The organism is uncultured Barnesiella sp. (assembly GCF_946496565.1).
In the GTDB taxonomy this organism is placed as follows: domain Bacteria; phylum Bacteroidota; class Bacteroidia; order Bacteroidales; family Barnesiellaceae; genus Barnesiella; species Barnesiella merdigallinarum.
Genome location: NZ_CAMMHD010000008.1, coordinates 60,995 through 87,416, shown reverse-complemented (window position 1 = coordinate 87,416; position 26,422 = coordinate 60,995). Strand labels below are relative to the sequence as shown.

17 protein-coding genes are annotated in these 26,422 nt (G+C 46.9%); 16 read left to right on the top strand and 1 reads right to left on the bottom strand.

The window, feature by feature from the left end:
• Positions 1-157: 157 nt before the first annotated feature.
• The 5 genes from gltB to Q1K76_RS05880 all read left to right on the top strand — a co-directional run bounded on the left by gltB (position 158) and on the right by Q1K76_RS05880 (position 11,425).
• A complete protein-coding gene (gene gltB / locus Q1K76_RS05900; protein ID WP_300131800.1) occupies positions 158-4,675 on the top strand; it encodes a glutamate synthase large subunit in 4,518 nt (1,505 codons plus the stop codon).
• 48 nt (positions 4,676-4,723) lie between these two features.
• Positions 4,724-6,073 carry a glutamate synthase subunit beta gene (locus tag Q1K76_RS05895; protein ID WP_258327259.1) on the top strand — a complete coding sequence of 450 codons (1,350 nt, stop codon included), beginning with the start codon at positions 4,724-4,726 and terminating at the stop codon, positions 6,071-6,073.
• Positions 6,074-6,110: 37 nt separating this feature from the next.
• A complete protein-coding gene (gene asnB / locus Q1K76_RS05890) occupies positions 6,111-7,784 on the top strand; it encodes an asparagine synthase B (RefSeq protein WP_258327258.1) in 1,674 nt (557 codons plus the stop codon).
• Positions 7,785-7,844: 60 nt separating this feature from the next.
• The gene (locus tag Q1K76_RS05885) at positions 7,845-10,034 is read left to right on the top strand and encodes a glutamine synthetase III (protein ID WP_087407549.1); all 2,190 of its coding nucleotides are present in this window, start codon (positions 7,845-7,847) and stop codon (positions 10,032-10,034) included.
• 437 nt (positions 10,035-10,471) lie between these two features.
• Positions 10,472-11,425 (top strand): calcium/sodium antiporter, encoded by a 954-nt coding sequence (locus tag Q1K76_RS05880; protein WP_300131861.1) that lies wholly within the window; start codon positions 10,472-10,474, stop codon positions 11,423-11,425.
• Between the two features lie 111 nt (positions 11,426-11,536).
• Here the strand turns inward: Q1K76_RS05880 and Q1K76_RS05875 are convergent, their stop codons facing one another.
• The gene (locus Q1K76_RS05875) at positions 11,537-12,022 is read right to left on the bottom strand and encodes a PaaI family thioesterase (protein ID WP_087407548.1); all 486 of its coding nucleotides are present in this window, start codon (positions 12,020-12,022) and stop codon (positions 11,537-11,539) included.
• 793 nt (positions 12,023-12,815) lie between these two features.
• On the opposite strand from Q1K76_RS05875, the gene Q1K76_RS05870 reads away from it, so the two are divergent.
• From Q1K76_RS05870 to Q1K76_RS05820, 11 genes are all read left to right on the top strand, one after another.
• The gene (locus Q1K76_RS05870) at positions 12,816-13,937 is read left to right on the top strand and encodes an MraY family glycosyltransferase (protein ID WP_087407547.1); all 1,122 of its coding nucleotides are present in this window, start codon (positions 12,816-12,818) and stop codon (positions 13,935-13,937) included.
• 55 nt (positions 13,938-13,992) lie between these two features.
• On the top strand, positions 13,993-14,766 hold the full coding sequence (locus Q1K76_RS05865; protein ID WP_258327255.1) for a polysaccharide biosynthesis/export family protein: 774 nt from the start codon (positions 13,993-13,995) through the stop codon (positions 14,764-14,766).
• Between the two features lie 11 nt (positions 14,767-14,777).
• The gene (locus Q1K76_RS05860) at positions 14,778-17,189 is read left to right on the top strand and encodes a tyrosine-protein kinase (protein WP_300131794.1); all 2,412 of its coding nucleotides are present in this window, start codon (positions 14,778-14,780) and stop codon (positions 17,187-17,189) included.
• 50 nt (positions 17,190-17,239) lie between these two features.
• Entirely contained in the window at positions 17,240-18,781 is a 1,542-nt protein-coding gene (locus Q1K76_RS05855; RefSeq protein ID WP_300131791.1) for a sugar transporter, read from the top strand.
• A complete protein-coding gene (locus tag Q1K76_RS05850; protein ID WP_300131788.1) occupies positions 18,778-19,704 on the top strand; it encodes a nitroreductase family protein in 927 nt (308 codons plus the stop codon). Before Q1K76_RS05855 ends, Q1K76_RS05850 begins: the two co-directional genes overlap by 4 nt.
• A gap of 33 nt (positions 19,705-19,737) precedes the next feature.
• On the top strand, positions 19,738-20,988 hold the full coding sequence (locus tag Q1K76_RS05845; protein WP_300131785.1) for a polysaccharide pyruvyl transferase family protein: 1,251 nt from the start codon (positions 19,738-19,740) through the stop codon (positions 20,986-20,988).
• Positions 20,978-22,084, top strand: a complete 1,107-nt coding sequence (locus Q1K76_RS05840; RefSeq protein ID WP_300131782.1) for a hypothetical protein — start codon at positions 20,978-20,980, stop codon at positions 22,082-22,084. Before Q1K76_RS05845 ends, Q1K76_RS05840 begins: the two co-directional genes overlap by 11 nt.
• 16 nt (positions 22,085-22,100) lie before the next feature.
• On the top strand, positions 22,101-22,823 hold the full coding sequence (locus tag Q1K76_RS05835; RefSeq protein WP_300131779.1) for a PIG-L deacetylase family protein: 723 nt from the start codon (positions 22,101-22,103) through the stop codon (positions 22,821-22,823).
• A gap of 76 nt (positions 22,824-22,899) precedes the next feature.
• On the top strand, positions 22,900-23,937 hold the full coding sequence (locus tag Q1K76_RS05830) for a GNAT family N-acetyltransferase (protein WP_300131777.1): 1,038 nt from the start codon (positions 22,900-22,902) through the stop codon (positions 23,935-23,937).
• Complete coding sequence (locus tag Q1K76_RS05825) at positions 23,934-25,061, top strand: glycosyltransferase (RefSeq protein WP_300131774.1); 1,128 nt, start codon at positions 23,934-23,936, stop codon at positions 25,059-25,061. Before Q1K76_RS05830 ends, Q1K76_RS05825 begins: the two co-directional genes overlap by 4 nt.
• 2 nt (positions 25,062-25,063) lie before the next feature.
• Positions 25,064-26,362 (top strand): O-antigen ligase, encoded by a 1,299-nt coding sequence (locus Q1K76_RS05820; RefSeq protein WP_300131772.1) that lies wholly within the window; start codon positions 25,064-25,066, stop codon positions 26,360-26,362.
• Positions 26,363-26,422 lie beyond the last annotated feature (60 nt).

Here is a 26,422-nt window from a genome sequence, read left to right as displayed (position 1 = left end):
TTATATAGTGTAGTAAAAAGTAAGAGGTTTTACTGTAAAGAGATTATTTTGCAAATAAATCTACAATATGTTTGTATTTTTGAAAGCTGTTATTTATTTTTGCAAGCAAATTGAAATTCTTATTTTGAACGACGAAATAAAAAGAAACTGTAAACCGATGAAGGGTACTACATTTGTCAAAGGTAAAGAGATAAAGGAGAAAGTAGCGCAGAGGGGATTGACCGGTCTGTATGACCCGGCCAACGAACACGATGCGTGCGGAGTAGGTATGATTGTCAACATCCACGGCAACAAGTCGCACGAGTTGGTCGATTCGGCCCTGAAGGTGCTCGAGAACATGAAGCACCGGGGAGCCGAGGGCGCCGACAACAAGACCGGCGACGGTGCCGGTATCCTGTTGCAGATTCCGCACGAGTTCATTTTGCTGCAAGGTATCCCGGTCCCCGAGAAGGGCAAATATGGCACGGGGCTGGTGTTTCTGCCCAAGAGCCTGAAGGATCAGACCGAGATACTCGACATCATGGCCGAGGAGATCGAGCGCGAGAAGCTCTCGCTCATGCACGTGCGTTCGGTGCCGGTCAATTCGTCGATTCTGGGAAAGAGCGCCGCCGAGACCGAGCCCGACATCAAGCAGATTTTTATCACCGGCGAGGCCGACGACCTGGAGCGCAAGCTCTACCTCATTCGTAAAAAGATAGAGCGTCGGGTTTCGCACAAGGATTTTTACATCGTCTCGCTTTCGAGCAAGACCATCATCTATAAAGGCATGCTGTCGTCGGTGCAGGTGCGCGAATACTTCTGCGACCTCACGCAGCCCTATTTCACCAGCGGTCTGGCCATTGTCCACTCCCGTTTCAGCACCAACACCTTCCCCACTTGGGGGTTGGCCCAGCCCTTCCGGCTGTTGGCGCACAACGGCGAAATCAATACCATCCGTGGCAACCGGGGTTGGATGGAGGCCCGCGAGAGTGTGCTCTCCACACCGTTGTTGGGACCGGTAAAGGACATCCGTCCCATTCTGCAACCCGACATGAGCGACAGTGCGTCGCTCGACAACGTGCTCGAGTTTTTCGTGCAGTCGGGGTTGAGCCTACCGCACGCCATGGCCATGCTCGTGCCCGAGTCGTTCAACGACAAGAACCCCATCAGCGAAGACCTGAAGGCCTTCTACGAATACCATTCGATTTTGATGGAGCCGTGGGACGGCCCGGCCGCCCTGCTCTTCAGCGACGGCCGCTATGCCGGCGGAATGCTCGACCGTAACGGTCTGCGCCCGGCCCGCTACCTGATTACCCGTAACGACATGATGGTGGTGGCCAGCGAGGCGGGAGTCATCAGTTTTGCCCCCGAGACCATCCGCGAGAAGGGTCGCCTGCAACCGGGTAAGATTCTGCTGGTCGATACGCAGGAGGGTCGCATCTATTACGACGAGGAGCTGAAGCAGCAACTCGCCTCGGCCCGGCCTTACCGTCAGTGGCTGGCCGAGAACCGCATCGAGCTCGATACCCTCAAGAGCGGCCGCAAGGTGGTGAATACCGTCGACGATTACGAACGCAAGTTGCGCGCCTTCGGCTTCACCCGCGAGGATGTGGAGCGCACCATCACGCCCATGTGTACCACCGGGTCGGAGCCTACCGCCTCGATGGGTAACGATACGCCGCTGGCCGTTCTCTCCGAACGTCCGCAATCGCTTTTCAACTATTTCAGACAGCAGTTTGCCCAGGTGACCAACCCGCCCATCGACCCCATTCGCGAGGAGCTGGTCATGTCGCTCACCGAGTATATCGGCGCTGTGGGCAACAACATTCTGTTGCCCGACGAGAGCCACTGCAAGATGGTGCGGTTGCCGCATCCCATCCTCAACAACACCCAACTGGATATTCTCTGCAACATCCGCTATAAGGGATTCAAGACGGTGAAACTGCCCATGCTCTTCGAGGCCGGGCGGGGAAAAACCGGACTGGAAGAGGCGCTCGTTGCCCTCTGCCGCAAGGCCGAGGAGTCGGTCGACGAGGGGGTAAACTACATCGTCCTCACCGACCGCGACATCGATGCCGACCACGCCGCCATACCGGCCCTGCTGGCCGTGAGTGCCGTGCACCATCACCTCATTTCGGTGCAGAAGCGCGTGCAGACGGCTCTGGTGGTCGAGAGCGGCGAGATACGCGAGGTGATGCACGCCGCCCTGTTGCTGGGCTACGGTGCCAGCGCCATCAATCCCTACATGGTCTTTGCCGTGCTCGACGATCTGGTAAAGCGTGGCGACGTGCAGATGAACTACGAGACGGCCGAGAAGAACTACATCAAGGCCGTGTGCAAGGGGCTCTACAAAATCATGAGCAAGATGGGTATCAGCACCATACGTTCGTACCGCGGTGCCAAGATTTTCGAGGCCGTGGGGTTGAGCGAAGAGCTGCTGAACCGCTGGTTCGGTACCCGCTGCTCGTCGGTGGGCGGTATCCGTCTCGATGAGATTGCCCGTGACTACGAGGCATTCCACGATGCCGGCTATCGGCTCGACGACGAGGACGAGCCCTTGCCCTACATCGGGCAGTTCTCCTATCGCAAGGATGGCGAGAAACATGCCTGGAATCCCGAGACCATCAGTCTGCTGCAACTGGCTACCCGGTTGGGCAGTTACGATAAATTCAAACAGTTTACCCAGGCGGTAGACCACAAGGGGAGCCCCATCTTCCTGCGCGACTTCTTCCGCTTCAAACGCAACCCGATTTCCATCGACCAGGTAGAGCCGGTCGAGTCGATCGTAAAACATTTCGTGACGGGGGCCATCTCGTTCGGAGCCATCAGCAAGGAGGCCCACGAGGCGCTTGCCTTGGCCATGAACAAACTGGGAACCCGCAGCAACACGGGCGAGGGTGGCGAAGATTCGGTCCGCTTCCACGAGACCTACGACGGCATTTCGCTCTGCAGCAAGACCAAGCAGGTGGCTTCGGGTCGTTTCGGGGTCACTACCGAATATCTGGTCAATGCCGAAGAGATACAGATCAAGGTGGCACAGGGCGCCAAGCCGGGCGAGGGTGGACAGTTGCCGGGCTTCAAGGTCGACGAAGTGATTGCCCGCACCCGCCATTCGATACCGGGCATTTCGCTCATTTCGCCGCCGCCCCATCACGATATTTACTCCATCGAAGATTTGGCCCAACTCATCTTCGACCTGAAGAATGTTAATCCCCGGGCCCAAATCAGCGTCAAGCTGGTGGCCGAGAGCGGGGTGGGCACCATCGCTGCCGGTGTGGCCAAGGCCAAGGCCGACCTGATTGTCATCTCGGGAGCCGAGGGAGGCACGGGTGCTTCGCCCGCCTCGTCGATGCGCTACGCCGGTATCCCGCCCGAAATCGGGTTGAGCGACACGCAGCAGACGCTGGTGCTGAACGGCCTTCGCGGCAAGGTGCGCCTGCAGACCGACGGGCAGCTCAAAACCGGGCGCGACATCATCAGCATGGCGTTGCTCGGGGCCGAAGAGTTTGCCTTTGGTACCGCCGCCCTCATTGTGCTGGGTTGCGTGATGATGCGCAAGTGCCATGCCAATACCTGTCCGGTGGGCGTGGCCACGCAAGACCCCAAGTTGCGCGAGCGTTTCAGAGGTCACTACCAGTACGTGGTCAACTACTTCCAGTTCCTGGCCCAAGAGGTGCGCGAGTATCTGGCCGAGATGGGCTTCACCCGGTTGAACGACATCGTGGGGCGCACCGACCTGATTGAGATAGCTCCCGCCGAACCGGGTACCAAAGCCTCGCTGCTCGACTTCAGCCGCATGTTGCACCGGGTCGACAACGGTACGGCCCTGCATCGGGTCATGCCCCAACAGCACGACATCGACGGGGTGCTCGACGTAACCATGATTGCAGCCGCTCGCGAAGCCATCGAGAACCGACGCGAGGTTTCGCTCGAATATACCATCGGCAATACCGACCGTTCGGTAGGTGCCATGCTCTCGGGGGCCATTGCCTCGCGGTATGGCGAGGCCGGTTTGCCCGACGATACGATTCAGGTCAAGTTCAGAGGTTCGGCCGGACAGAGTTTCGGAGCCTTCCTCACCCGGGGTATCAACTTCCGGCTCGAGGGCGAGGCCAACGACTATCTGGGCAAGGGGTTGAGCGGCGGCCGCATTGCGGTACACCCGCCGGTGCGCAGCACCTTTGCTGCCGAAGACAATACGATAGCCGGCAACACGCTGCTCTATGGAGCCACCTCGGGCGAGGTCTACATCAACGGCCGGGCCGGTGAGCGTTTTGCCGTGCGCAACTCGGGTGCCATTGCCGTAGTCGAAGGGGTGGGCGACCACTGCTGCGAGTACATGACCGGCGGTCGGGTAGTCGTTCTGGGCGAGACGGGCCGCAACTTCGCTGCCGGTATGAGCGGCGGCGTGGCCTACGTGTGGGACAAGAACCGCAAGTTCGACTACTTCTGCAACATGGATATGGTCGAGCTCTCGCTGCTGGAAGACGCGGCTGCCCGCAAGGAGCTGCACGAACTCATCCGCCAGCACTACTTCTACACCAGCTCGTCGCTGGCCCGCACGATGCTCGACAACTGGAACCGCTATGTCGACGAGTTTATCCAGGTAACCCCCATCGAGTTCAAGAAGGTTCTGGCCGAAGAGCAGATGCGCAAGCTCCAGGAGAAGATTGCCGAAGTACAGAGAGATTATTAACCCTATCGAAAAAAACGAACGATTAGATATAGCAAGATATAAAGCATTATGGGAAACCCGAAAGCATTCTTAACCATACCCCGGCAGGAGGCCGGATATCGCCCCGTACACGACCGTATTTCGGACTACGGCGAGGTGGAGCAGACCCTCAACACCAGCGAACGCAAGCTGCAGGCTTCGCGTTGCATGGATTGCGGGGTGCCTTTCTGCCACTGGGCCTGCCCGCTGGGCAACCGCCCGCCCGAATTTCAAGATGCCCTCTATCGGGGCCGATGGGACGAGGCCTACAGGCTGCTCACCCAGACCAACGATTTCCCCGAGTTTACGGGGCGCATCTGTCCGGCGCTGTGCGAGAAGAGCTGTGTGCTCAACCTGAGCATGGAGGCGCCGGTGACCATTCGCGAAAACGAGGCCGCCATCATCGAGGCCGCCTTCCGCGAGGGGCTCGTCAAGCCTCACCACTACAAGCGTAACGGCAGGCGTGTGGCTGTCATCGGGTCGGGCCCGGCCGGGCTCTCGGTGGCCAATCGGCTCAACCGGCTGGGCTACGACGTGACCGTATTCGAGAAGCTGGAGTATGTGGGCGGTCTGTTGCGTTTCGGTATTCCCAACTTCAAACTGCACAAGCCCATCATCGACCGTCGGGTGCGGGTGATGGAGGCCGAGGGCATCACCTTCGAGGTGAACCATGCCGTCGAGCTCGACCATCTGCCCGAGGGTTTCGATGCCTACTGTCTCTGCACGGGTACGCCCCAGGCCCGCGACCTCAATATTCCGGGGCGCGACTTGGCCGGTATCCATTTTGCCATGGAGATGCTGGCCCAGCAAAACCGGGTGTTGGCCGGGCAGACCTTCAGCGACGAAGAGCGCATCACGGCACGCGGCAAGGATGTGCTGGTAATCGGTGGCGGCGATACGGGCAGCGACTGCATAGGCACGAGCAACCGGCAGGGTGCGGCCAGCGTGACCCAGATAGAAATCATGCCGAAGCCGCCCGTAGGATACAACCCCGCGACACCCTGGCCCCAGTGGCCTGTTGTGCTGAAGACCAGCAGCAGCCACGAGGAGGGATGCGTACGTCGCTGGAGCCTCTCGTCCACCCGCTTTATCGGTGAGAACGGGCGGGTGTGCGGCGTCGAGGTCGAGGAGGTCGACTGGTTGCCGGCTCCCGACGGCGGTCGCCCGCAGATGCGGCCTACGGGACGGAAAGAGATTTTGAAGGCCGACCTGGTGTTGCTGGCGATGGGATTCCTCAAGCCTCAGTTGCCCGACCTGCCGGAGAATGTATTCGTGGCCGGCGATGCCGCCTCGGGTGCCAGTCTGGTGGTCAAATGTATCGCCTCGGGACATCGTGCCGCGCAGGAGATAGACCGGTATTGCACTACCGGCCAACGATAGAAACAGGAGTATAGAACAGCATAAAACAACCCTTGTCATGTGTGGAATAGCAGCCATATTCAATATTAAGAGCCAATCGCCCGAGTGGCGTAAGAAAGCCTTGGCCATGGCCAAGAAGATTCGTCACCGGGGCCCCGACTGGAGCGGCATCTATTGCGGAAGCTCGGCCATCCTGGCCCACGAGCGACTCTCGATTGTCGACCCTCAGAGCGGAGGCCAGCCCCTCTACTCGCCCGACCGCAAGCAGGTGCTTGCCGTCAATGGCGAGATTTACAACCACCGCGAAATCCGGCAACGGTATGCGGGTCAATACGAGTTTCAGACGGGTAGCGACTGCGAGGTGATACTGGCACTCTACCGCGACAAGGGTATCGACTTTCTGGAGGAGTTGAACGGCATTTTTGCCTTTGCCCTCTACGACGAAGAGCGCGACGAGTTTCTCATCGCCCGCGACCCCATAGGTGTCATTCCGTTGTATATCGGATACGACAGCGACGGCACCCTCTATTGTGCCAGCGAACTGAAGGCGCTCGAGGGTTTCTGCGAGCGCTACGAACCCTTCCTGCCCGGCCACTACTATTCGAGCCGCGAGGGGAAGATGGTCCGTTGGTACAAACGCGAATGGACCCGCTACGATGCCGTCAAGGATAATCCCGCCTCGATATTCGAGTTGCGCGAAGCGCTCGAGGAGGCCGTGCGTCGGCAACTGATGAGCGACGTGCCCTACGGGGTGTTGCTCTCGGGCGGGCTCGACAGTTCGGTAATCTCGGCCATAGCCAAGCGATTCGCTGCCCGACGGGTCGAAACCGACGGACAGAAGGAGGCCTGGTGGCCCCAGCTCCACTCCTTTGCCATCGGGTTGCGCGGAGCTCCCGACCTGGCCAAGGCTCGCGAGGTGGCCGACTATATAGGCACCGTACATCACGAGATAAACTACACCATACAGGAGGGGCTCGACGCCGTGCGCGACGTCATCTATTACATCGAGACCTACGACGTCACTACCGTGCGCGCCTCTACGCCCATGTATCTGCTGGCTCGGGTCATCAAGAGCATGGGTATCAAGATGGTGCTGAGCGGCGAGGGGGCCGACGAGGTATTCGGCGGTTACCTCTACTTCCACAAGGCACCCGATGCGCGGGCATTCCACGAGGAGACGGTGCGCAAACTGTCGAAGCTCTACCTCTATGACTGCCTGCGGGCCAACAAGGCCCTCTCGGCCTGGGGGGTGGAGGGACGTGTACCGTTCCTCGACAAGGAGTTCCTCGACGTGGCCATGCGGCTCAATCCGCAGGCCAAGATGTGCCCCGGCAAGACCATCGAGAAGCGCATCGTGCGCGAAGCCTTTGCCGACATGCTGCCCGACACGGTGGCCTGGCGACAGAAGGAGCAGTTCAGCGACGGGGTGGGGTACAGTTGGATCGATACCCTGAAGGCCGTCACCGCACAGGCCGTGAGCGACGAGCAGATGCAGCACGCCGCCGAGCGTTTCCCCATCAATCCGCCGCAAAACAAGGAGGAGTATTACTACCGCTCGATTTTCGAGGAGTATTTCCCCAGCGAAAGTGCAGCCCGCAGTGTGCCCAGTGTACCCAGCGTAGCCTGCTCTACGGCCGAAGCCCTGGCCTGGGATGCCTCGTTTGCCCACATGAACGAGCCGAGCGGCCGGGCCGTGACCGGTGTGCACGAAGAGGCCTACGGGAAAAAGTAAAAACCGGAGAATCGTAAAACGAAAGCTATATAAATAACCAACCATAAAATTTAAGACAGTATGTCAACGTTGAGATTTAGAGTAGTAGAGAAAGCCTTTCAGGCAAAACCGGTAGAGGTATCGGTACCCAACGAACGCCCGAGCGACTATTTCGCCAAGTATGTGTTCAATCGGGAGAAGATGTTCAAGTATCTGCCTACATCGACCTACAACCGCTTGGTCGATGTGATAGACCACGGTGCCACCCTCGACCGCGATATGGCCGACGAGGTAGCACGCGGAATGAAAAAGTGGGCGATGGAACTGGGTGCAACCCACTATACCCACTGGTTCCAGCCTTTGACCGAAGGCACGGCAGAGAAACACGATGCCTTTGTCGAACATGACGGCAAAGGGGGTATGATGGAAGAATTTTCGGGCAAGTTGCTCGTGCAGCAGGAGCCCGATGCCTCGTCGTTCCCCAACGGTGGTATCCGCAACACGTTCGAAGCCCGCGGTTACAGTGCCTGGGATCCCTCGTCGCCCGTCTTTGTGGTAGACGATACCCTCTGTATCCCCACCGTATTTATCGCCTATACGGGCGAATCGCTCGATTACAAGGCCCCGTTGCTCAAAGCGTTGCGCGCTGTCGACAAGGCTGCGGTCGACGTATGTCACTATTTCAATCCCGACGTGAAGAAGGTGATGGCCTACCTGGGTTGGGAACAGGAGTATTTCCTGGTCGACGAGGGTCTGTATGCTGCCCGTCCCGACTTGCTCTTGACCGGTCGCACGCTGATGGGACACGAGGCTTCGAAAAACCAGCAGCTCGAGGATCACTACTTCGGTGCTATTCCTACGCGGGTAGCCGCCTTTATGAAAGATCTCGAGATACAGGCTCTGGAGCTGGGTATCCCGGTTAAGACCCGTCACAACGAGGTAGCCCCCAACCAGTTCGAGCTGGCTCCTATCTTCGAGGAGTGCAATCTGGCTGTCGACCACAACATGCTGGTGATGTCGCTCATGCGTAAGGTAGCCCGCACGCACGGCTTCAGAGTGCTGCTGCACGAGAAACCTTTCAAGGGTGTCAACGGTTCGGGCAAGCACAACAACTGGTCGCTGGGTACCGATACGGGCATCTTGCTGATGTCGCCGGGCAAAACGCCGGAAGAGAACCTGCGCTTCATCACCTTCGTGGTGAACACGCTGATGGCGGTTTATCGTCACAACGGTTTGCTGAAGGCCTCGATCATGAGTGCCACCAACGCCCATCGTCTGGGTGCGAACGAGGCACCGCCCGCCATTATCTCGTCGTTCCTGGGTACGCAGTTGAGTCGGGTACTCGACCACATGGAAGAGAGTTCCGCCGACGATTTGGTAGTGCTCTCGGGCAAACATGGTATGAAACTCGATATTCCGCAAATCCCCGAATTGCTTATCGATAACACCGACCGTAACCGTACGTCGCCCTTTGCCTTCACCGGCAACCGCTTCGAATTCCGTGCCGTAGGTTCCGAGGCCAACTGTGCCAGCGCTATGATAGCGTTGAACTCCGCCGTGGCCGAGCAGCTCGTCATCTTCAAAAACGAGGTAGACGAACTGATTGGAAAAGGCGAGGAGAAGATTCCGGCTATCATTCAAGTGTTGCGTAAGTATATCAAACTGAGCAAACCTATCCGCTTCGACGGCAACGGTTACAGCGATGAGTGGAAGGCCGAGGCCGAACGTCGTGGGCTCGATTGTGAGACGAGTGTTCCCCTAATCTTCGACAACTACCTCTCGATGTCGAGCATCAAGATGTTTGAGTCGACCGGAGTAATGACCCGCAAGGAGCTCGAGGCTCGTAACGAAGTGAAGTGGGAGACCTACACGAAGAAGATTCAGATCGAGGCTCGTGTATTGGGCGACCTGGTGATGAACCACATTGTACCGGTTGCTACCGAGTATCAGACCAAGTTGATTGACAACGTGTATAAGATGCGCGGACTCTTCTCGGAAGAGGAGACTCGAGAACTCTCGGCCGAGAATCTGGCTATTATCCGCAAGATTGCCGAGCATACCAGCTACATCAAGGAGCATGTCGACTCGATGATCGATGCCCGCAAGGTGGCCAACAAGATTGCCGATGAGCGTGAGAAGGCCATAGCCTACCACGACACGATTGCCCCGATGTTGGAACAGATACGTTATCATATCGACAAACTGGAATTGATTGTCGATGACCAGATGTGGACGTTACCTAAATACCGCGAACTGCTTTTTATCAGATAAATAAGTTAAGTTTGGTTAGATGGACGAAGGCCGGAGCCTCCCTTTCTGCGGGGAGGACCGGCCTTTTTCAGTATCGGGAGAGGGGAGAACGGTAATGCCGGACACGGAAAGCTCTCGTTTTCTTTTTGCCTCTCTGCTTTATGTATATAAGATAGGAGGCGGTTTGGAATAATCAAACTCGAAATTTCATTTTGGTTTGCTTCTCCTCTCACCTTTTGCTATCTTTTTTACATAAGATAGGATGCGGCTCGGCATAGTCAAATGTTGAAAACTTCGTTTTCCATTTGTCTCTGCTCTCGCCTTTCGCTATCTTTACATAAGATAAGATGCGGCTTGGCATAGTCAAATGTTGAAAACTTCGTTTTCCATTTGCCTCTGCTCTCGCCTTTCGCTATCTTTGTTCCCATATAAAACATAAAAAAAGAATAGGTATGATAATACATGTGATACTCCTGCTTGTGGGGTTGGTTTTGATTCTGTCGGGGGCCAATTTTTTGACGGACGAGGCTGCCGCTTTGGCCAAGCGTTTCAACATATCGTCGCTGGTGATAGGTCTCACGATTGTAGCCTTCGGGACATCGGCTCCCGAGTTGACGGTGAGCGTGGTTTCGGCCATCAACGGCAGTGCCGAACTGGCAATTGGTAATGTGGTGGGAAGCAACATTTTCAATATCCTGATGATTGTGGGGGTGACGGCCGTAGTGGCACCGATTCGCATTACCCGGGGTACGCTGACGAAAGAGATACCGCTGGCGATACTTTCGTCGGTAGTCGTGCTCATTTGTGCCAATGACCTGTTTTTGGGTACCGGCACCGAGAATGTCATCAACCGGGCCGACGGGTTACTTATGCTCTGCTTCTTCTTGATTTTCCTGGGCTATACGTTTGCTATTGCCCATAACCATAGCGACGAGGAGTCGGCCGAAATCAAATCGTTGCCCGTGTGGCGTTGTGTGGTTTACATCATAGGCGGACTTGCGGCTCTGATATTCGGCGGCCGGCTGTTTGTCGACGGGTCGAGCGAGATAGCCCGTTCGCTGGGAGTAGGCGAGTCGATTATCGGTCTGACGCTGGTGGCCATGGGAACCTCGCTGCCCGAGTTGGCAACCTCGGTGGTCGCGGCTTTGAAGAAAAATCCCGAGATTGCCATCGGTAATGTGATAGGTTCCAACCTGTTCAATGTCTTTTTTGTGTTGGGAGCCAGTGCTGCTATCTCGCCGCTGCCTCTGGGTGGCATCACCAACTTCGACCTGCTCTATCTGTTGGGAGCTTCGGTATTGATGTTCTTCGTAGGAAAGTACCACAAGGAGCGCATGATTACTCGTGCCGAGGGTATTGTAATGATTCTTGCCTATGTGATCTATACCGGTTATTTGATTTATCAGCTGTAAGAGTTGCTCAACCTCTCTTGGAAATGGGAGAGGAGTGAACTCCATCGAAAATAAGACACACGGCCTCCGCGAGAATTTCAACTCGTGGGGGCCGTGCGCTTTCAAAGGGGATTATTCAATCTCGTCGATCGTGGGGCAATGGGTAAAGTGGAACTCCGACTGGGCTTTCTCTTTCGAAAAGCAGAAGTAGGTCAGTTCGCCCTGTGTACAAACCTGGCCGTTGCAACTGATTTGGGCGGCTATAAAGGCAAAGTTGTGTTTGATTTCGGTGAGATGCGCCCGTATCTCCAGAGTAATATCGCTCCCCGTGGGGATAGACTTTTTGAATTTGACATCCAGGTGGGTAGTCATGCCTGAGGTTTGGAGTTTTCGAGCTACGAGCCAGCCGGCAATCTCGTCGATGAGTAGCGATTGAATGCCACCGTGCAGCGTGTGCAGCCAACCTTGGTAGTTGTCGGTCGGAGTCCAGAACGAAACGATGTCGTCGCCATCCTCGTAAAACTCCATTCTCAATCCGTAGGGATTGTGAGGGGCACAGCCGAAGCAGTTGTATCCCTCGTTTTCGAGTCGAATCCAGGGGTTTATAATCTTTTTCATCGTAGTGAATGTGTTTATTCGGTAAAACTTGAGATCAAAGATAATAGTTTGTCGGGCTACTGTAGCCTTCACAGAGAAAGAATTGGGACAAGAGAGGAAAAGAGAGATGTTTCGGGAAGAAAACATATAAATAATATTAACAAAATTAAACTAAATAAATTGCATATGGAGCCTGCCGATTTTGTGAATTAGGTGTATGTTGGTGCTTTGCAAGAAATGGGGGAATTATATAATCTACTATAAATAAGATATTTATGAGAAAAGTGTAAAATAATAATATTTTTATAAGTTTTTTTATGGCTGTTTTTAGAATTGTCCTTACCTTTGCAGAGGTTGAAAATAGGGGATAAATGAGATAATTAGTCTTAATTATTTTCATGGTTTGCATCCCTGTTTTGGAGAATAAAGTTCTTATACATCGGTAGCTTTGATAGATTTGAAAATCGTCGATTGGACAGATGAAAGAACATGCTACAAAACCCAAATTATTTCCTCTCTTCTGCGATAGGGAAAGGAGAATTTGGCTGGTGTTGGATTTGTTAGAAGACCGGGAAATTCTCTTCTCGGTGTCCCCAGAGAATGTAAAAGTGTTTAAATAGGTCGTTAAGCCTAACCGTTTGGTTTATAGCGGTATAATGGTTGTTTGAAATGCTTTTTATCAGTTAGAGCTGATTCTTTCCTTCTACGATAAGGGGATAATAATAAGTCTATGTCTCATAGAATATTTCTGCATAGAATTGGGTCAATGTGTTGAAAATATATTGTAAAATGAGGAATTAAATCTAATATTTTTATGGGTTATATTTCGATTTTGTTGTTGTCTTTTTTTATCAGTTTGGGATTTTCCATATTTATTATTCCAAGAATTTTATTGATTTCGTTTAAAAAGCATCTGTTCGATATACCGGATGAGCGAAAAGTGCACCAAGGCGTGATTCCTCGCTTGGGAGGCGTTTCGTTTTTCCCGGCCGTAGTTTTTACATTGGCGCTGATGACTGGCCTGAATCGAATTTACGGTCCGGAAGTATTCCCATCGATAATTAGCGGCAGTGATACCGCCGTACTCTCGTTTGGTTTGAGTAGCTTGTTGCTTCTGTATTTGACCGGTATTACCGACGATCTGATAGGCGTTCGCTATTATCAAAAGTTCATTGTTCAGATATTCTGTGCCATACTGCTGGTTACCTCGGGATTGTGGATAAACAATCTGTATGGTATTTTCGGAATTTATGAGTTGCCAGCTTCGGTGGGTATTCCCTTTACCGTTTTTGCAATTGTATTTATTACCAATGCCATTAACCTGATTGATGGAATCGATGGCTTGGCTTCGGGATTGAGTGGTATAGCTTTTCTCTTCTTTACCGTACTCTTTGCCTATCAGCGAGAGTGGTTGTATGCTTCGCTTGCGATTGTGACACTGGGTACACTTATTCCGTTTTTCTACTACAATGTGTTCGGCAACCCTGCTCGGGGGCGTAAAATATTCATGGGCGATACCGGGTCTTTGACGATTGGCTTTGTGTTGAGTATCCTGGCTATTCGTTTCAGTATGTCCGATGTCACGGTGTTGCATCGTGTTCCTGATGCGATTGTCATTGCCTTTTCGGTATTGATTACTCCCGTATTCGATGTGGTTCGGGTCATTTTGCACCGGGCCCGTTTTCATAAAAATATCTTCAGTCCCGACAAAAATCATATCCATCATAAGTTCTTGGCATTAGGTTTTACACACCGGGCAGCCATGATTACGATTCTGCTCATCTCTGCCGGATTTGCCGCCATGAACTTGTTGTTGCTTACTCATGTAAATATCAACGTCCTGTTGTTCCTGGATATCTTTATTTGGACTGTGATGCAGCTTTATCTGTCCCATCGGATAAAACAGGTAAAGGAAGCTTCCGATTCGAAACACTGATTTGCTAACAGTTATTTTTTATCTGATGAAATATATTTCAAGAGTTTTCATGTGCATGATACTTGTAGGACTGGTATCGTGTGTCCCTTCCAAGAAAATGATTTATCTGCAAGGTGCCGAAGAGATGTCTGGAACGCCTCAAACCATCGCGCAGAATTATGAGTTGAAGATTGTTCCCGACGATCAGTTGCTGATTACGGTCAGTAGCAAAGATGAAGAGTTGTTGGAGCTCTTTGCCAATAGTCAGGTGTTGGGAAGTTCGGGCTCTTCGTCAAATATTCAGGAGGCAATAGGCCTTCGGGTCGACAAGCAAGGGAAAATCGAGGTTCCTATTTTGGGCGAGATGCAGGCTGCCGGATTGACTCGCGGTGAACTGGCCAAGGCTATTGAAGCCAAATTGATTGAAGGTGAGTATCTGAATGATCCGACGGTAACAGTTCAACTTAAAGATTTCAAGGTGACGGTAATGGGTGAGGTAAACAGTCCGGGAGTTCAAGCTATATCAGGCGATCGGGTGACGATTCTCGAAGCTTTGACAATGGCGGGAGACCTTACTCCGTCGGGAAAACGTGATAATATTCTGGTTGTCCGCGAGGAGGGTGACCAGCGAGTAAGCTATGTTGTCGATTTGACTTCGAGCGAAAAGGTACTGACTTCGCCCTGTTACTATTTGAAGCAAAACGATGTTGTGTATGTACAGCCCAACAAGTCGATAGGGGTGAAGGGTAGTGCTACCCTGTCGTTCGTTTCGGCAAGTAGCAGTATTTTGTCGGTTATCGCTTCGGTATTATCTATCGTATCAATGATTATAGTATTAAAAGACAAGTAATTTCTCTATATATGGAGCTCATTCAAGAAACTAAAAACGAGAAGAAGAATGAAGGGGGTATAACCCTGCGTGATATCGTCGAGTTGATATTCGACAACTGGTATTGGATTGTATTGTCGGTTGCCGTGTGTGTCTCGGTTGCTTGGATCTATTTGGCCATGCAGACACCGCTGTACAAGCGGAGTGCCGTAATGCTGGTCAAGGCCGAAAATAAATCGAATAACGATATGTCGGCACTCATGGAATTGAACGGAGGTATATCGGGTAGCGGAGTAGAAAACGAAATCTATATTTTGCAATCGCGTCAACTGATGCGCGAGGTTGTGGAACGTCTGAATCTCGATGTAACTTATCAAGTAAAAGACTTTTTACATGACAAGCAGTTGTATGCCGAGTCGCCTCTTCGGGTCCATTTCCTCGATGCCTATACGTTGCCGGTTTCGATGAAAGTATCGCCGATTGATGAGAATCACTATGCGTTGAAGGAGTTGAGTGTAGGAGGAAAGAAAACCAACGAAGGCAACCAGCAGATTGCTTTTGGCGATACCCTTGTTTCGGATGCGGGCCGCATTGTGGTTGAGTCGGTTCCCGAATTTCTTCCGGCATATTACAATGTTCCGGTTGAGGTTTCCCGTATGGATTTGAATACGGCTGCCAATATTTATCACTCGTTGATTTCGGCCGCCTTGGCCGGTGAGCGTACGACGCTGGTGCAGATTAATTGTATCGATTCCAATATCTCTCGTGCAGAGGCTATTTTGACGGCCTTGATTGATGTGTATCGTGAGACCATCATTGAAGATAAAAACCGCATAGCTACCAGTACGGCCAAGTTCATCAACGAACGGGTTGAGATTATCAGCCGGGAGTTGGGCGATGTCGAGAACGAATTGACCGATTTCAAACAGAAAAATCGTATTGTCAGCATCGATGCTTCTGCCAATCAGTTTATGAGTGAGAACAGCCAGATGCGTACTGAACTGGTACAACTTGAAACCGAGTATGCTATCGCGCAAGCCGTACAGCGGGCATTCACCAATGATAAAGACAATAAACAGCTGATACCGAATGTGTCGGGGGTGGGCGATGCTGGTTTGCAAAGCCAGATAGAAGCCTACAATGAGATGCTGCTGCAACGTGAGCGCCTGGCTGCCAATTCGGGAGAGAACAACCCTTTGGTACGTGATCTTGACAAGAACTTGGCTTCGGTTAGAATCAACTTGGCCTCTTCGTTGAGCAACTACATCTCTACGTTGAAACTGAAGCTGGAGAAGGCCCGCAAGGTCGAGGAACAAACTTTGAATTATATCGAGTCGGTACCCCAACAGGAAAAGCAGGCCTTGGGTATCATGCGTCAACAAAACATAAAAGAGGCTCTCTATACCTTCTTGCTGAACAAACGGGAAGAGAATGCCATGCAGTTGGCTATTACCGAAGCCAATATTCGAGTGATAGAAACTCCGTTTGGTTCGTCGGCACCCGTAGCTCCGGCTCGTAGAATGTTCTTGATGGGTGCATTTATCATAGGTCTCATTATTCCCTTGGCTATCCAGTTGCTGCGCCTGATGTGGAATACGAGCGTAAGAGGTCGTAAGGATGTGGAAGACTATACGTCGATGCCTATCTTGGGCGAGATTCCATCAATGAAAGAGGAGAAGGGAGAGCGAGCTATTGTCGTGGCCGAGAACAAGACCAGCAGTGTAGCTGAGTCGTTCCGTCTGTTGCGTTCCAATATGGATTTTGTGGCGCCCAAAGCCCGTGTGATTATGTTCACTTCGACCATTCCCGGTGAGGGTAAGAGCTTTGTCTCTCGTAACTTTGCGGTAACACTGGCCATGACCAACAAGAAAGTTATCCTGCTCGATATGGACTTGCGTAAACGGACCTTGAGCAAGACGTTGGACTTGACTACGAAAAATGGCGTATCTACTTGGCTGTCGGGCAAAAACAACAACGTAGCCGAGCTGATACAACCCAGTAATATTCACAAACAGTTCGATATGATTTCGGCCGGAATTATGCCGCCCAATCCTTCAGAACTGCTTATGAGCGACCGTTTCCCGGCCTTGATCGAAGAGTTGAAGAAACAATACGACTACATTATCCTCGACTGTGTACCCGCCATGGTCGTTGCCGATGCCGGCATCATAGGTCGTGTAGCCGATCTTACGATATACGTCATCCGCTCCGGAGTCTTGGATCGTCGTTATCTGCCCGAATTGGAAAAACTCTATCAAGACAACAAGTTCAAAAACCTCACCGTCGTCCTCAACGGCATCGAGATGGAGAGCAAGAAATACGGCTATGGCTACGGCTATGGCTACGGTTACGGCTACGGCTACGGAGCCGATCAAGGTCGGAAGAAAAAACGTAACGTCGTCTATAAATGGGCGCATAAGATAGTCCGTATTTTTAGAGGATAATCTTGTTTGTAGTATCACTTTAATCGTAGTTTGTAAGAGAGTAGTAGTCTATGCCTCAACAAGAGTCGCGGGTCAAAAAGTCATTGTTGAATGCGAGGGTCAATCTCATATTCTACTTTTTGACCCTTGTCCTTTCGTTCTTTTCACGGAAAATATTTCTCGATACTCTGGGTGCCGACTTCGTAGGTCTCACAGGAACGTTGCAGAATCTCCTCGGCTTCTTAAATTTGGCCGAATTGGGTATTAGTACAGCTATTGGGTATGTATTGTACAAACCACTATTCGATCACGATGAAGAAAAAATCACCGAAATTATTTCTGTCTTTGGGTATCTCTATCGTTGGATAGGATTTGTCATTTTAGGTGCCGGTCTTGTATTGGCTTGCTTTCTCCCCTTGATATTTCCCAATACCCAATTCGAGATGGGCATTATCTTCTTTGCCTATTTCTCCTTTTTGGCATCATCGCTAATCGGCTATTTTGCCAACTACAAGCAAACCCTTTTAGGAGCCGATCAAAAGAACTACGTGGTCACTGCCTATTTCCAAACGGCAACGATTATCAAGACCCTTATCCAAATGGCAAGTGCCTACTACACGGGTAGCTACTACCTGTGGGTCGTGATAGAGTTGACATTTGGTGTCATCTACTCCTTTATACTCAACTGGAAAATCAATCAAGTTTATCCCTGGTTACACAGCGAAGTCCGCTTGGGCAAGCAACTCTTCAAGAAATACCCCGAGGTGATGAAATATACCAAACAGTTGTTTGTGCAAAAAATTAGTGGCATAGTTCAATGGCAAACTACTCCGTTTTTGATATATACATTTGTAAATCTAAAAGTAGTAGCTTTCTATGGTAATTATACAATTATAACAGATAAGTTGGCTGTTTTTGTGAATACATTTTTGGAAAGTACTGGGGCTGGTATTGGAAATTTAATAGCAGAAGGGAATAAGTCTAAAATAAAATCTGTGTTTTGGGAGTTGCTCAGTGCACGTTATTTTATTGCTGGAACGATCTGTTTCTCAATCTATCATTTAATAGACCCGTTTATTGTTTTATGGTTAGGAAAAGAGTATATATTAGATCATATAATTCTTGTTTTAATAACGATTAGTATATTTATAAGTTATACTCGAGGAGGTGTAATGCAATTCTTATATGGGTATGGTCTATTTCGTGATGTTTGGGCTCCTGTTGCAGAGATTGTGTTAAATCTTGGGACTGCTATTATTTGTGGTAAGTTATATGGATTACCAGGAGTACTAATGGGTGGAATAGTAAGTCAAATACTCATTGTTGGAATTTGGAAGCCTTATTTTTTATATCATTGTGGGTTTAAAGAAAGTGTATTCTATTATTGGGGAACTTGGATAAAATATGTGATGTTGATATTTATTCCATGGATTGCTATTGAGTTATTCTTTTTACCCATACTTGATATAAATCCATCGCACTCTTTTCTCTCTTGGATTTTGTATGCTGGTATAATCGTATTGTTATATTCGATTAGTAGCATGATTTTATTATTTGTATTTACATCGGGAATGAAAAATTTTTTATATAGATTTATAAATAAAAAGAAATGAAAAGATTAAAATCATTTGTTGCTAAAATATTAAGACGATTGTTACCATTTAAGTATTATAAATTGGTTGCAAATGGATTTATTATAGTTCCATCATATTATAAATCAATTATAGAGGATGCCGAAAAGTATATGAATCTATCTTTGCTAGATAGTCCTGAAAAAGATGTGCTTTTGATGCGTAAATATGCACATATATTAGATAAGGGCTTGCATAGAAGAGATGCTGAACCAGGACATAGTAAAAGTGTATATGAGAACTTGAAATTACTGATAGGAAAATTGTCTGAAACAAAATATAGGAAAGATGCCACATATATGTGGGCAGAGTCGAAATTGAAAAAGTATGAAATGCTTCAGCGAGATCCTAAATCTTTTGAACCATTTTGTGGAGAACCTGTAACATCGCAAATTAGTTATGAAAATTTATTTTCATTAATTAAGCAACGGCGGTCTAATCGGGTTTTTAAGGAGCAACAAATTTCAGAAGATGTGATAAGACATTTGAAAGAGGTCGCAAATTGGGCTGCAAGTAGTTGTAATAAACAGCCGATACAACTATTTGTTACGAATAATCCTGACTTATCAAAAAAGTGTTTGGCATGTTGTAAAGGCGGAACAGGTTTTAGCGATTATATACCTTCTTTTTGGGTGTTTACTGCTGATTGTCGTGGTTATGTTTGGCCTACAGAGATGTATCTACCTGTATTAGATACTGGTTTAGGAATTCAGAATGTCTTTTTAACAGCTTATACCATGAATATTAGTGGCACGATATTAACATGGGCTCAAAAGAGTGAACAAGAAGAACAACTCTTAAGGGAGTTTCTTAATATTCCGAAAGAATATATTATTGTATGTTGTGCTGTAATGGGTTATGCTGAGTATTCGTATTGTACGCCTCAAAGAAAAAATGTCGGATAAGATAATATAATTTTTTAATATAACAAAACTATTATGGAAGTGTTAATTATTAACCAATATGCCGGTAATAAGGGAGATAGAGCCGTAGCATATTGTGAAATACGAGAACTGTTAAAATGTAAAAGTATAAGCAAAATATATTTGAGTACAAGTAGTCCTCAATGGTGGTCTGAAAAGGATTCTATTACAAAATCGCCAAAAGTTAGTATAATCCCATGGGGATGGGATGTTTCAAACTTTTCTCCTAGAAATCGGATTGCTTGGGAACATCGACGTTTTATGAGATATATAGCTCTACCTCTGGTTGTCTTTTTTTATAATATAAATAAAAAAATACCATATTGGATATCGAAATTATATACATCTGGTAAGTTCATAGAAGCAGTAAGAAAATCTGATGTAATAATATCAACAGGTGGTCACCATTTAACAACTCGTTTTTGTACTGATTTAAGAGGTGAATTATTTTTTGATTTACTTACAGCATCAATGTATAAACCTATTATTTTATGGTCGCAGACATATGGCCCATTTAATTTCCATAATAGAAAATTTCGATATGCATGTAAAAAATTGTTAGAATCGTCAGAAATATATGTAAGGGATATTCAGTCTGAGGAGGCTGTGCGTTCATTAGGGGTTACGTCTCCGATAAATAAAACTTATGAAACGGTTATTGGGTTAGAGGATGAAATAGAGAAATATGTATTACCTTCAGAGCGTGAGAAAAAAATTGGTATTACAATTTATAATGCAGAGTATCGGACAGATGGTGAATATAGAAAATATATTAATTTGATGGCTCAGGTAACAGATTATCTTTGTTCATTAGGATATAGGGTGAAATTTTTCCCTCATGAAATGAAGGGTGCTGTTATAAATGATAGAAAATGTATTGCTGATATTTTGTTATTGTGTACGAATAAGGATTCTATAATCTATAATGATGAAGATTCTACGACAAAAGAACATTTGCTGGAATTGTCAGAATGTTGTATGTTTATAGGGCATAAAACTCATTCTGTTATATTTGCTCTTACTGTTGGTACTCCATTGTTAGCGATTTCTTACCATCCTAAGACACGAGATTTTTTAAAATTATATGATTTGGAGGATGATGTAATCGACGAAGAGAATTTGACATTTGATAATATGAAAATCAAGATAGATTATATTATAGCAAATTTGGATGTAATAGGAATGAAACAGCGTGAAAAAAGTTGTCAATTTGGAAAGATAGTGAGAGATACATTTATATCAGCAGTATTGAAACATGAAAAATAAAAATGTAATTGTTCTACTTCGGGTTCCGTTTTTAGATAAAATTCCGAGCCTAAAAACTTTAATTATTTATTTATCAAAGCGAGGATATCATATTACAATTGTAACCTCATACGATGAGAAGTATCCTCAATTTGATTTTCAATTAGATAATATTAGTATTTGCTTGGTTAAGCAACGAAGTAAAACTTTTGAAGTTCCGACGTCAATAAAATTACTGATAAAGTGTATTTCTGTTTGGAGTAAGAGGCGTCCCAAGTTTTTTATAGGGGGGGATGCTTCTGCAAACATATTATTATTACGATTGATTAAAATATTACCTATCAAATATATAAATTTTTTATTGGAGTATCCAGATATAAGTAGTTCAAAAGAAACTAGAAGTTTAGAAGAAGCTTCATATATAATAACTCATGATCAATGGCATAGTAGGTTTTTGCAAGAACATTATAAGATAGGAATAGGGAAGTTCCTTTTTTTACCAAATGCATCGTATACCCCCATGTGCTATGAGAAAGAGAATTATCTATATAGAGAATTAAATATCCCTATGGATAAAAAAATAATTCTTCATTCAGGAGGCCTTGGAAAATGGTTCTTGTGTAAAGAATTAGCTTGCTCTACAGGATCTTGGCCAGATAACTTTGTGCTAGTTTTTCATACAAGTCATATTGTAGATTCATCTCCCTATTATAAAGAGATGATTGATAATATTTCTGAAAAAGTACATTTTTCTGTTCGACCCGTATCTAATGAGGTTTTAGATAAACTTGTTGCTTCTGCATATATTGGGATTGCCTTATATTCAGTTTCTGAATTGGGATATAGGGCTTTGTATATGGGATTAGCTGCTGGGAAAATAGGAAATTATCTCAAATGTGGTATTCCAGTAATTGCATCAGATCTTCCTTCTTTGAGTTATATAGAGGATTATAAATGTGGAGTTCTTGTGACTGATGTGAATCAAGTAGGTGAAGCAATCCTATCAATTCAAGAGGATTATGAATTATATTCAAAGAATGCTCGTAAATGTTATCAAGAGTTGTGGAATCCAGATCGGTATTTAGCAGAAATAGAAAAAAAGATATTTAGAAGTTGATTTTAGAATTTATATTATGAAGAATTTTATTCGTCGAATAAGAGTCTTACTTTTTCGTGTATTATTTCAAAATTCTTCAGAATTGGTAATGCCGGGTAAAGTATTGATTGTAGCACCGCACCCCGATGATGAGGTGTTGGGATGCTCGGGGTTAATACAACGATTGTTGAATGAAGGTAAGCAAGTAGATGTCGCTATCTTATCGGGAGGAGGCAAGAGTCATGCCGGTTGTTGTAAAATTGATGAATCTACCTTGATAGAATCTCGACGTAATCTCTCTCGAAAAGCCGCTGAGATATTAGGTCTATCGTTGGAGCATCTTCATTTCCTAGACTATCCAGATGGTTGTATCGCTTTTGATTGCTCAGAAACAGATCTCCTGAAAAAGTTGATTAAGACGTTGCAGCCAAAGGTGATTTTTGTGCCTCATAAAGGTGAGGGGTGGAGCGATCATTTGGAAGCAGGACGAATTGTTCAAAAATTAGTAGGTGAGATGGCGGATGTTCTTCTCTATGAATATTGCGTTTGGTTTTGGTACTACAATGTTTGGAATATCGATAGAAAAAAGGCTTTTGTCTTAACGATGACTGAAGAGGAGCTCTCTCGTAAGAATGAAGCAATCGATGCCTACATAAAGCCGAAAGCTCCTTGTGGCAATCCTTGGTCGGGCGTTTTACCTCCTGTTTTTGTTTGGGCAAATCGATGGAGAAAAGAACTTTATTTTAGGAGCGAAAAATAATTGATTAAAAATTAGTTTTTGAAATAGAGTATGTTATATTTATTAATGAGATGATAATACCGAATTAATATAGAATATGTGGAAGTTTGAGCTTTGTAATGATTGGAGTATTATATGGAGTGATTCTTATAAAAATCGATGGACTCGATTACTAGAGATATCGCCTACAGCCCATGTTTTTTTTCATCCTATGTTGGTAAAATCGTGGATTGATACTTATTTGCCAATACGAAGGCTATCGCCTATATTTATATGGGGAAATGATACTTCTTCTGGGAATGAGGTTTTTATTCCTTTTGTACTATGGAAAAGGAATTGGAGAAATATGTTTCTGAGGGAAATAATACCGGTTGGATATTCGGATTATGATTATCATAATCCGATATTTCGACATATACCTTGTGATATTTCTCTTTTTTGGAATTCTCTATTTAATTTATTGAAGACATTTTCTGTAGATTGTATAATTGTAGACGGCATTACAAATAGGTATATAGAATCGGGGCGGAATTGGGCTCAACAGGAGCCTTGTCCGTATTTGGAATTGTCAGAACTGAAAAGTGAAGATGATTTAATGTCTTTTTTTAAAACAAGTTTACGGGGAGATATTCGTAGGCAGATTAGGCGTATGGGTGAACTTGGTAATTTGAATATTCACGAATATTCTTCTTTTGAGGAAGTAAAAGATACGTTCTCAATTTTTATGAAAGAACATTCAATGCGGTGGCCTAAAGCGTATAAAGCTCCAAATTTTCATAAAAATATGCTTGAAGAAGGTATGCCTATTACTCATTTTTCTTCGCTTAATATAGGAGAAAGACCTATAGCTTGGCATTTAGGATTTGAGTATAAAGGAGTATATTATTATTATATGCCAATTGGGGATCATGAATATGCTAAATTTTCACCAACAAAGGTACATTTGTTCTATTTGATAAAAAGAGCTATAGACCGGAAATTGATTAAGTTTGATCACTTGCGAGGAGAGGAAACCTATAAGTCTGGTTTTTCTAATAGGGTTGATTTTGTTAATAGTATAAATATCCAGAATGAGTCGTTAATCAGCCGATTTAAATTATCGAGCAATAAATTGATAAGAAGTATTATATCATGACAATCCTTGTTTGCATACCTTGTTTATTGACTGGTGGAACAGAGATACAGACGTTGAATCTTGTTCAGGCTTTTGTAGCTGGGGGGCATCGGGTGGTGACTGTTTGCTATTTTGAGTATAGCGATGATATGGTCACTCGGTTTCGTCGGTCGGGTAGTGAGGTGGTCTGCCTTAGTTCGACGGGGACTCGGATTAGTGGTTGGCGAGGAATCTTGTTCCTTTATAAGGGTCTGTGGAAAGTATTGAAACAATATAAGCCCGATGTGGCTCATGTGCAATATATGGCGCCTGGGGCTATTCCTATTTTGCTTTTGCGATTATTGGGGCTTCGGCAAATTATAGCTACGGCCCACACGGCAGCTGATATATATCCCAATCTGTGGTTGGTCTATTTCATTCAGCGACATTGCGTGAGGGCATTTACTTGTATTACCGAGTTGGCCGAGCAATCGTTCTTTGGTTCTTCGCAGCTATATAGTGAGGATACTCCATTGAAACGGCGTAATCACTTTACGATTTACAACGCTCTTCCTGCCGAATTTTCGATTCGGCGGGAGCCTCGTCGTTTCAGCCGGCCTGTGACTTTAGGGGTTGTCAGTCGATTGGAAGAGATTAAGGGCATGGATTTGGTGGTTCCTGCTTTTGCGCGGGTAAGAGCAAAATATCCCGATACTCGCTTGATTGTAGTAGGTGATGGTTCATTACGAGCACGAATGCAGCAGCAGGCTCAAGAATTGGGTTGTGCTGATGGTATTGAATGGGCCGGGCGACAACCTCAGGAACGACTTTCTGATTGGTATGGTCGTATGGATATTGTGCTGATGCCTTCGCGTAGCGAAGGTTTCGGACTTACTGCTATCGAAGCGATGGCTAACGGGTGTGTGGTGGTGGCTTCTCGTATAGGAGGACTGCCCGAGGTTGTACGCGATCGAGAAGTTGGATTACTGCATACTCCTGAATCTATCGACGATATGGCTGATAAAATAGGTTCGTTAGAGGATGATATAACCCTTTTGCAGCACTATTCAGAGGAGGCTATGGCGTATGTGGGGCAATATAGTTTCGAGCGATATTCTCAGTTGTTTAACGATTTGTATAAGCGGTTGATACCGTTGAATAGATAAATATGTATCTACTCAATTATCTATATTTCTTGATAATCACCTTGGTCGGGTTGAAGTTTCTGACGATGAAGCAAGGGGTAATGACCAATCCGTTGAATCGGGAGCAGAAGATGGTGATGGACGGGCCCGAGATGTTTTGGGTGCTGACTTTCTCTACCGGCTTGTTGGCCTTTTCGGCACCTGGCGCTTTGGATTTGATGGCTATTCGCCTAATGGTATTGGAGGTGTTTTGCTTAGTAGGTCTGTTTATTTGTAAACGATCTCCACAATGGAGCCCGGCCATTATATTTTATCTGATTTATATTATCTGGTTAGTGGTAGGATTGAGTTATACCCCGGCACCCGGATATGGATTCCGGGTGATTTTGAAGTATCTCTATCCGCTACTTATTATGTTGTTTGCTTCGACTGCAGTGCGTGATAAGGAGGTATTCCTTAAGGCTGGGATAGGGGCTCGTATAGTGGCTTTAATATCTATCGGTGTATTTTTTATTCCATATGTAGGCCGTCTTTTCCCGGGAGTATTCTGGTATGGTACAGCTAGTGCTATCAATTATATATCCATGTGTGTGTTCTCTTTAGCTCTGTTTTATTATACACGGGAGAAGAGAAAGAATCTTTTGCTTTGTATTCTATTTATGCTCCCTTGTATATTGTGGGTATTCCGTACCAGTATTATGGGAACGACATTGGCCCTGATGACCTTCTTTTTCTTTAAATATAAACTGAAATCTTTGCCGGTAATGTTTTCGGTATTTATTTTGTTTATTGTGGCTGTATTTGCTATTCCTTCCGTTCGTGAAAAAATGTTTTTTGATGATAATGGGAAAAATATAGAACAATTAAATGCTGGCGAAATATCAATGGATGATATCAATAGCAACGGACGTTTTGCCATGTGGGAGTGGTCATTAAATAAGTTCTTTTATGGAGAAGAATTAACGGGAACCGGAACGGGAAATTTGCAAGAAGTATTTTACTCATTGCAACATCCATTCGGATCTATAAGAATTTGCCATAACGATTATGTACAGATTTTGTGTGATAATGGTTTGATTGGAATTGTACTTTTCGGAGGTAGTTTTTTAGCTCTGATTTTTCATTGCTTTATTGTTTTTCAAAACCGACGTTACGATACGGCAATACATCTTTGTGCTATTGTGGCTGGCGCATCGGCGGCTGGTACATTATTGACTATGTATACCGATAATGTGATTAACTATACTATGGCTACATTGTCTTATCCCTGTGGCTTTTATGGAATGATGTTGGGCTTAATTGCCGGATATAAACGAGGTTAGAGGTATGTTGTTTAATACGTTTGAATATCTATTCTTTTTTTGTATTATATTTTTGTTATT

Excerpts from the sequence above, each read along its gene's own strand:
- gltB (WP_300131800.1), top strand. The coding sequence starts at position 158 with ATGAAGGGTACTACATTTGTCAAAGGTAAAGAGATAAAGGAGAAAGTA.
- Q1K76_RS05895 (WP_258327259.1), top strand. The coding sequence starts at position 4,724 with ATGGGAAACCCGAAAGCATTCTTAACCATACCCCGGCAGGAGGCCGGA.
- asnB (WP_258327258.1), top strand. The coding sequence starts at position 6,111 with ATGTGTGGAATAGCAGCCATATTCAATATTAAGAGCCAATCGCCCGAG.
- Q1K76_RS05885 (WP_087407549.1), top strand. The coding sequence starts at position 7,845 with ATGTCAACGTTGAGATTTAGAGTAGTAGAGAAAGCCTTTCAGGCAAAA.
- Q1K76_RS05875 (WP_087407548.1), bottom strand. The coding sequence starts at position 12,022 with ATGAAAAAGATTATAAACCCCTGGATTCGACTCGAAAACGAGGGATAC.
- Q1K76_RS05870 (WP_087407547.1), top strand. The coding sequence starts at position 12,816 with ATGGGTTATATTTCGATTTTGTTGTTGTCTTTTTTTATCAGTTTGGGA.
- Q1K76_RS05865 (WP_258327255.1), top strand. The coding sequence starts at position 13,993 with ATGATACTTGTAGGACTGGTATCGTGTGTCCCTTCCAAGAAAATGATT.
- Q1K76_RS05860 (WP_300131794.1), top strand. The coding sequence starts at position 14,778 with ATGGAGCTCATTCAAGAAACTAAAAACGAGAAGAAGAATGAAGGGGGT.
- Q1K76_RS05855 (WP_300131791.1), top strand. The coding sequence starts at position 17,240 with ATGCCTCAACAAGAGTCGCGGGTCAAAAAGTCATTGTTGAATGCGAGG.
- Q1K76_RS05850 (WP_300131788.1), top strand. The coding sequence starts at position 18,778 with ATGAAAAGATTAAAATCATTTGTTGCTAAAATATTAAGACGATTGTTA.
- Q1K76_RS05845 (WP_300131785.1), top strand. The coding sequence starts at position 19,738 with ATGGAAGTGTTAATTATTAACCAATATGCCGGTAATAAGGGAGATAGA.
- Q1K76_RS05840 (WP_300131782.1), top strand. The coding sequence starts at position 20,978 with ATGAAAAATAAAAATGTAATTGTTCTACTTCGGGTTCCGTTTTTAGAT.
- Q1K76_RS05835 (WP_300131779.1), top strand. The coding sequence starts at position 22,101 with ATGAAGAATTTTATTCGTCGAATAAGAGTCTTACTTTTTCGTGTATTA.
- Q1K76_RS05830 (WP_300131777.1), top strand. The coding sequence starts at position 22,900 with ATGTGGAAGTTTGAGCTTTGTAATGATTGGAGTATTATATGGAGTGAT.
- Q1K76_RS05825 (WP_300131774.1), top strand. The coding sequence starts at position 23,934 with ATGACAATCCTTGTTTGCATACCTTGTTTATTGACTGGTGGAACAGAG.
- Q1K76_RS05820 (WP_300131772.1), top strand. The coding sequence starts at position 25,064 with ATGTATCTACTCAATTATCTATATTTCTTGATAATCACCTTGGTCGGG.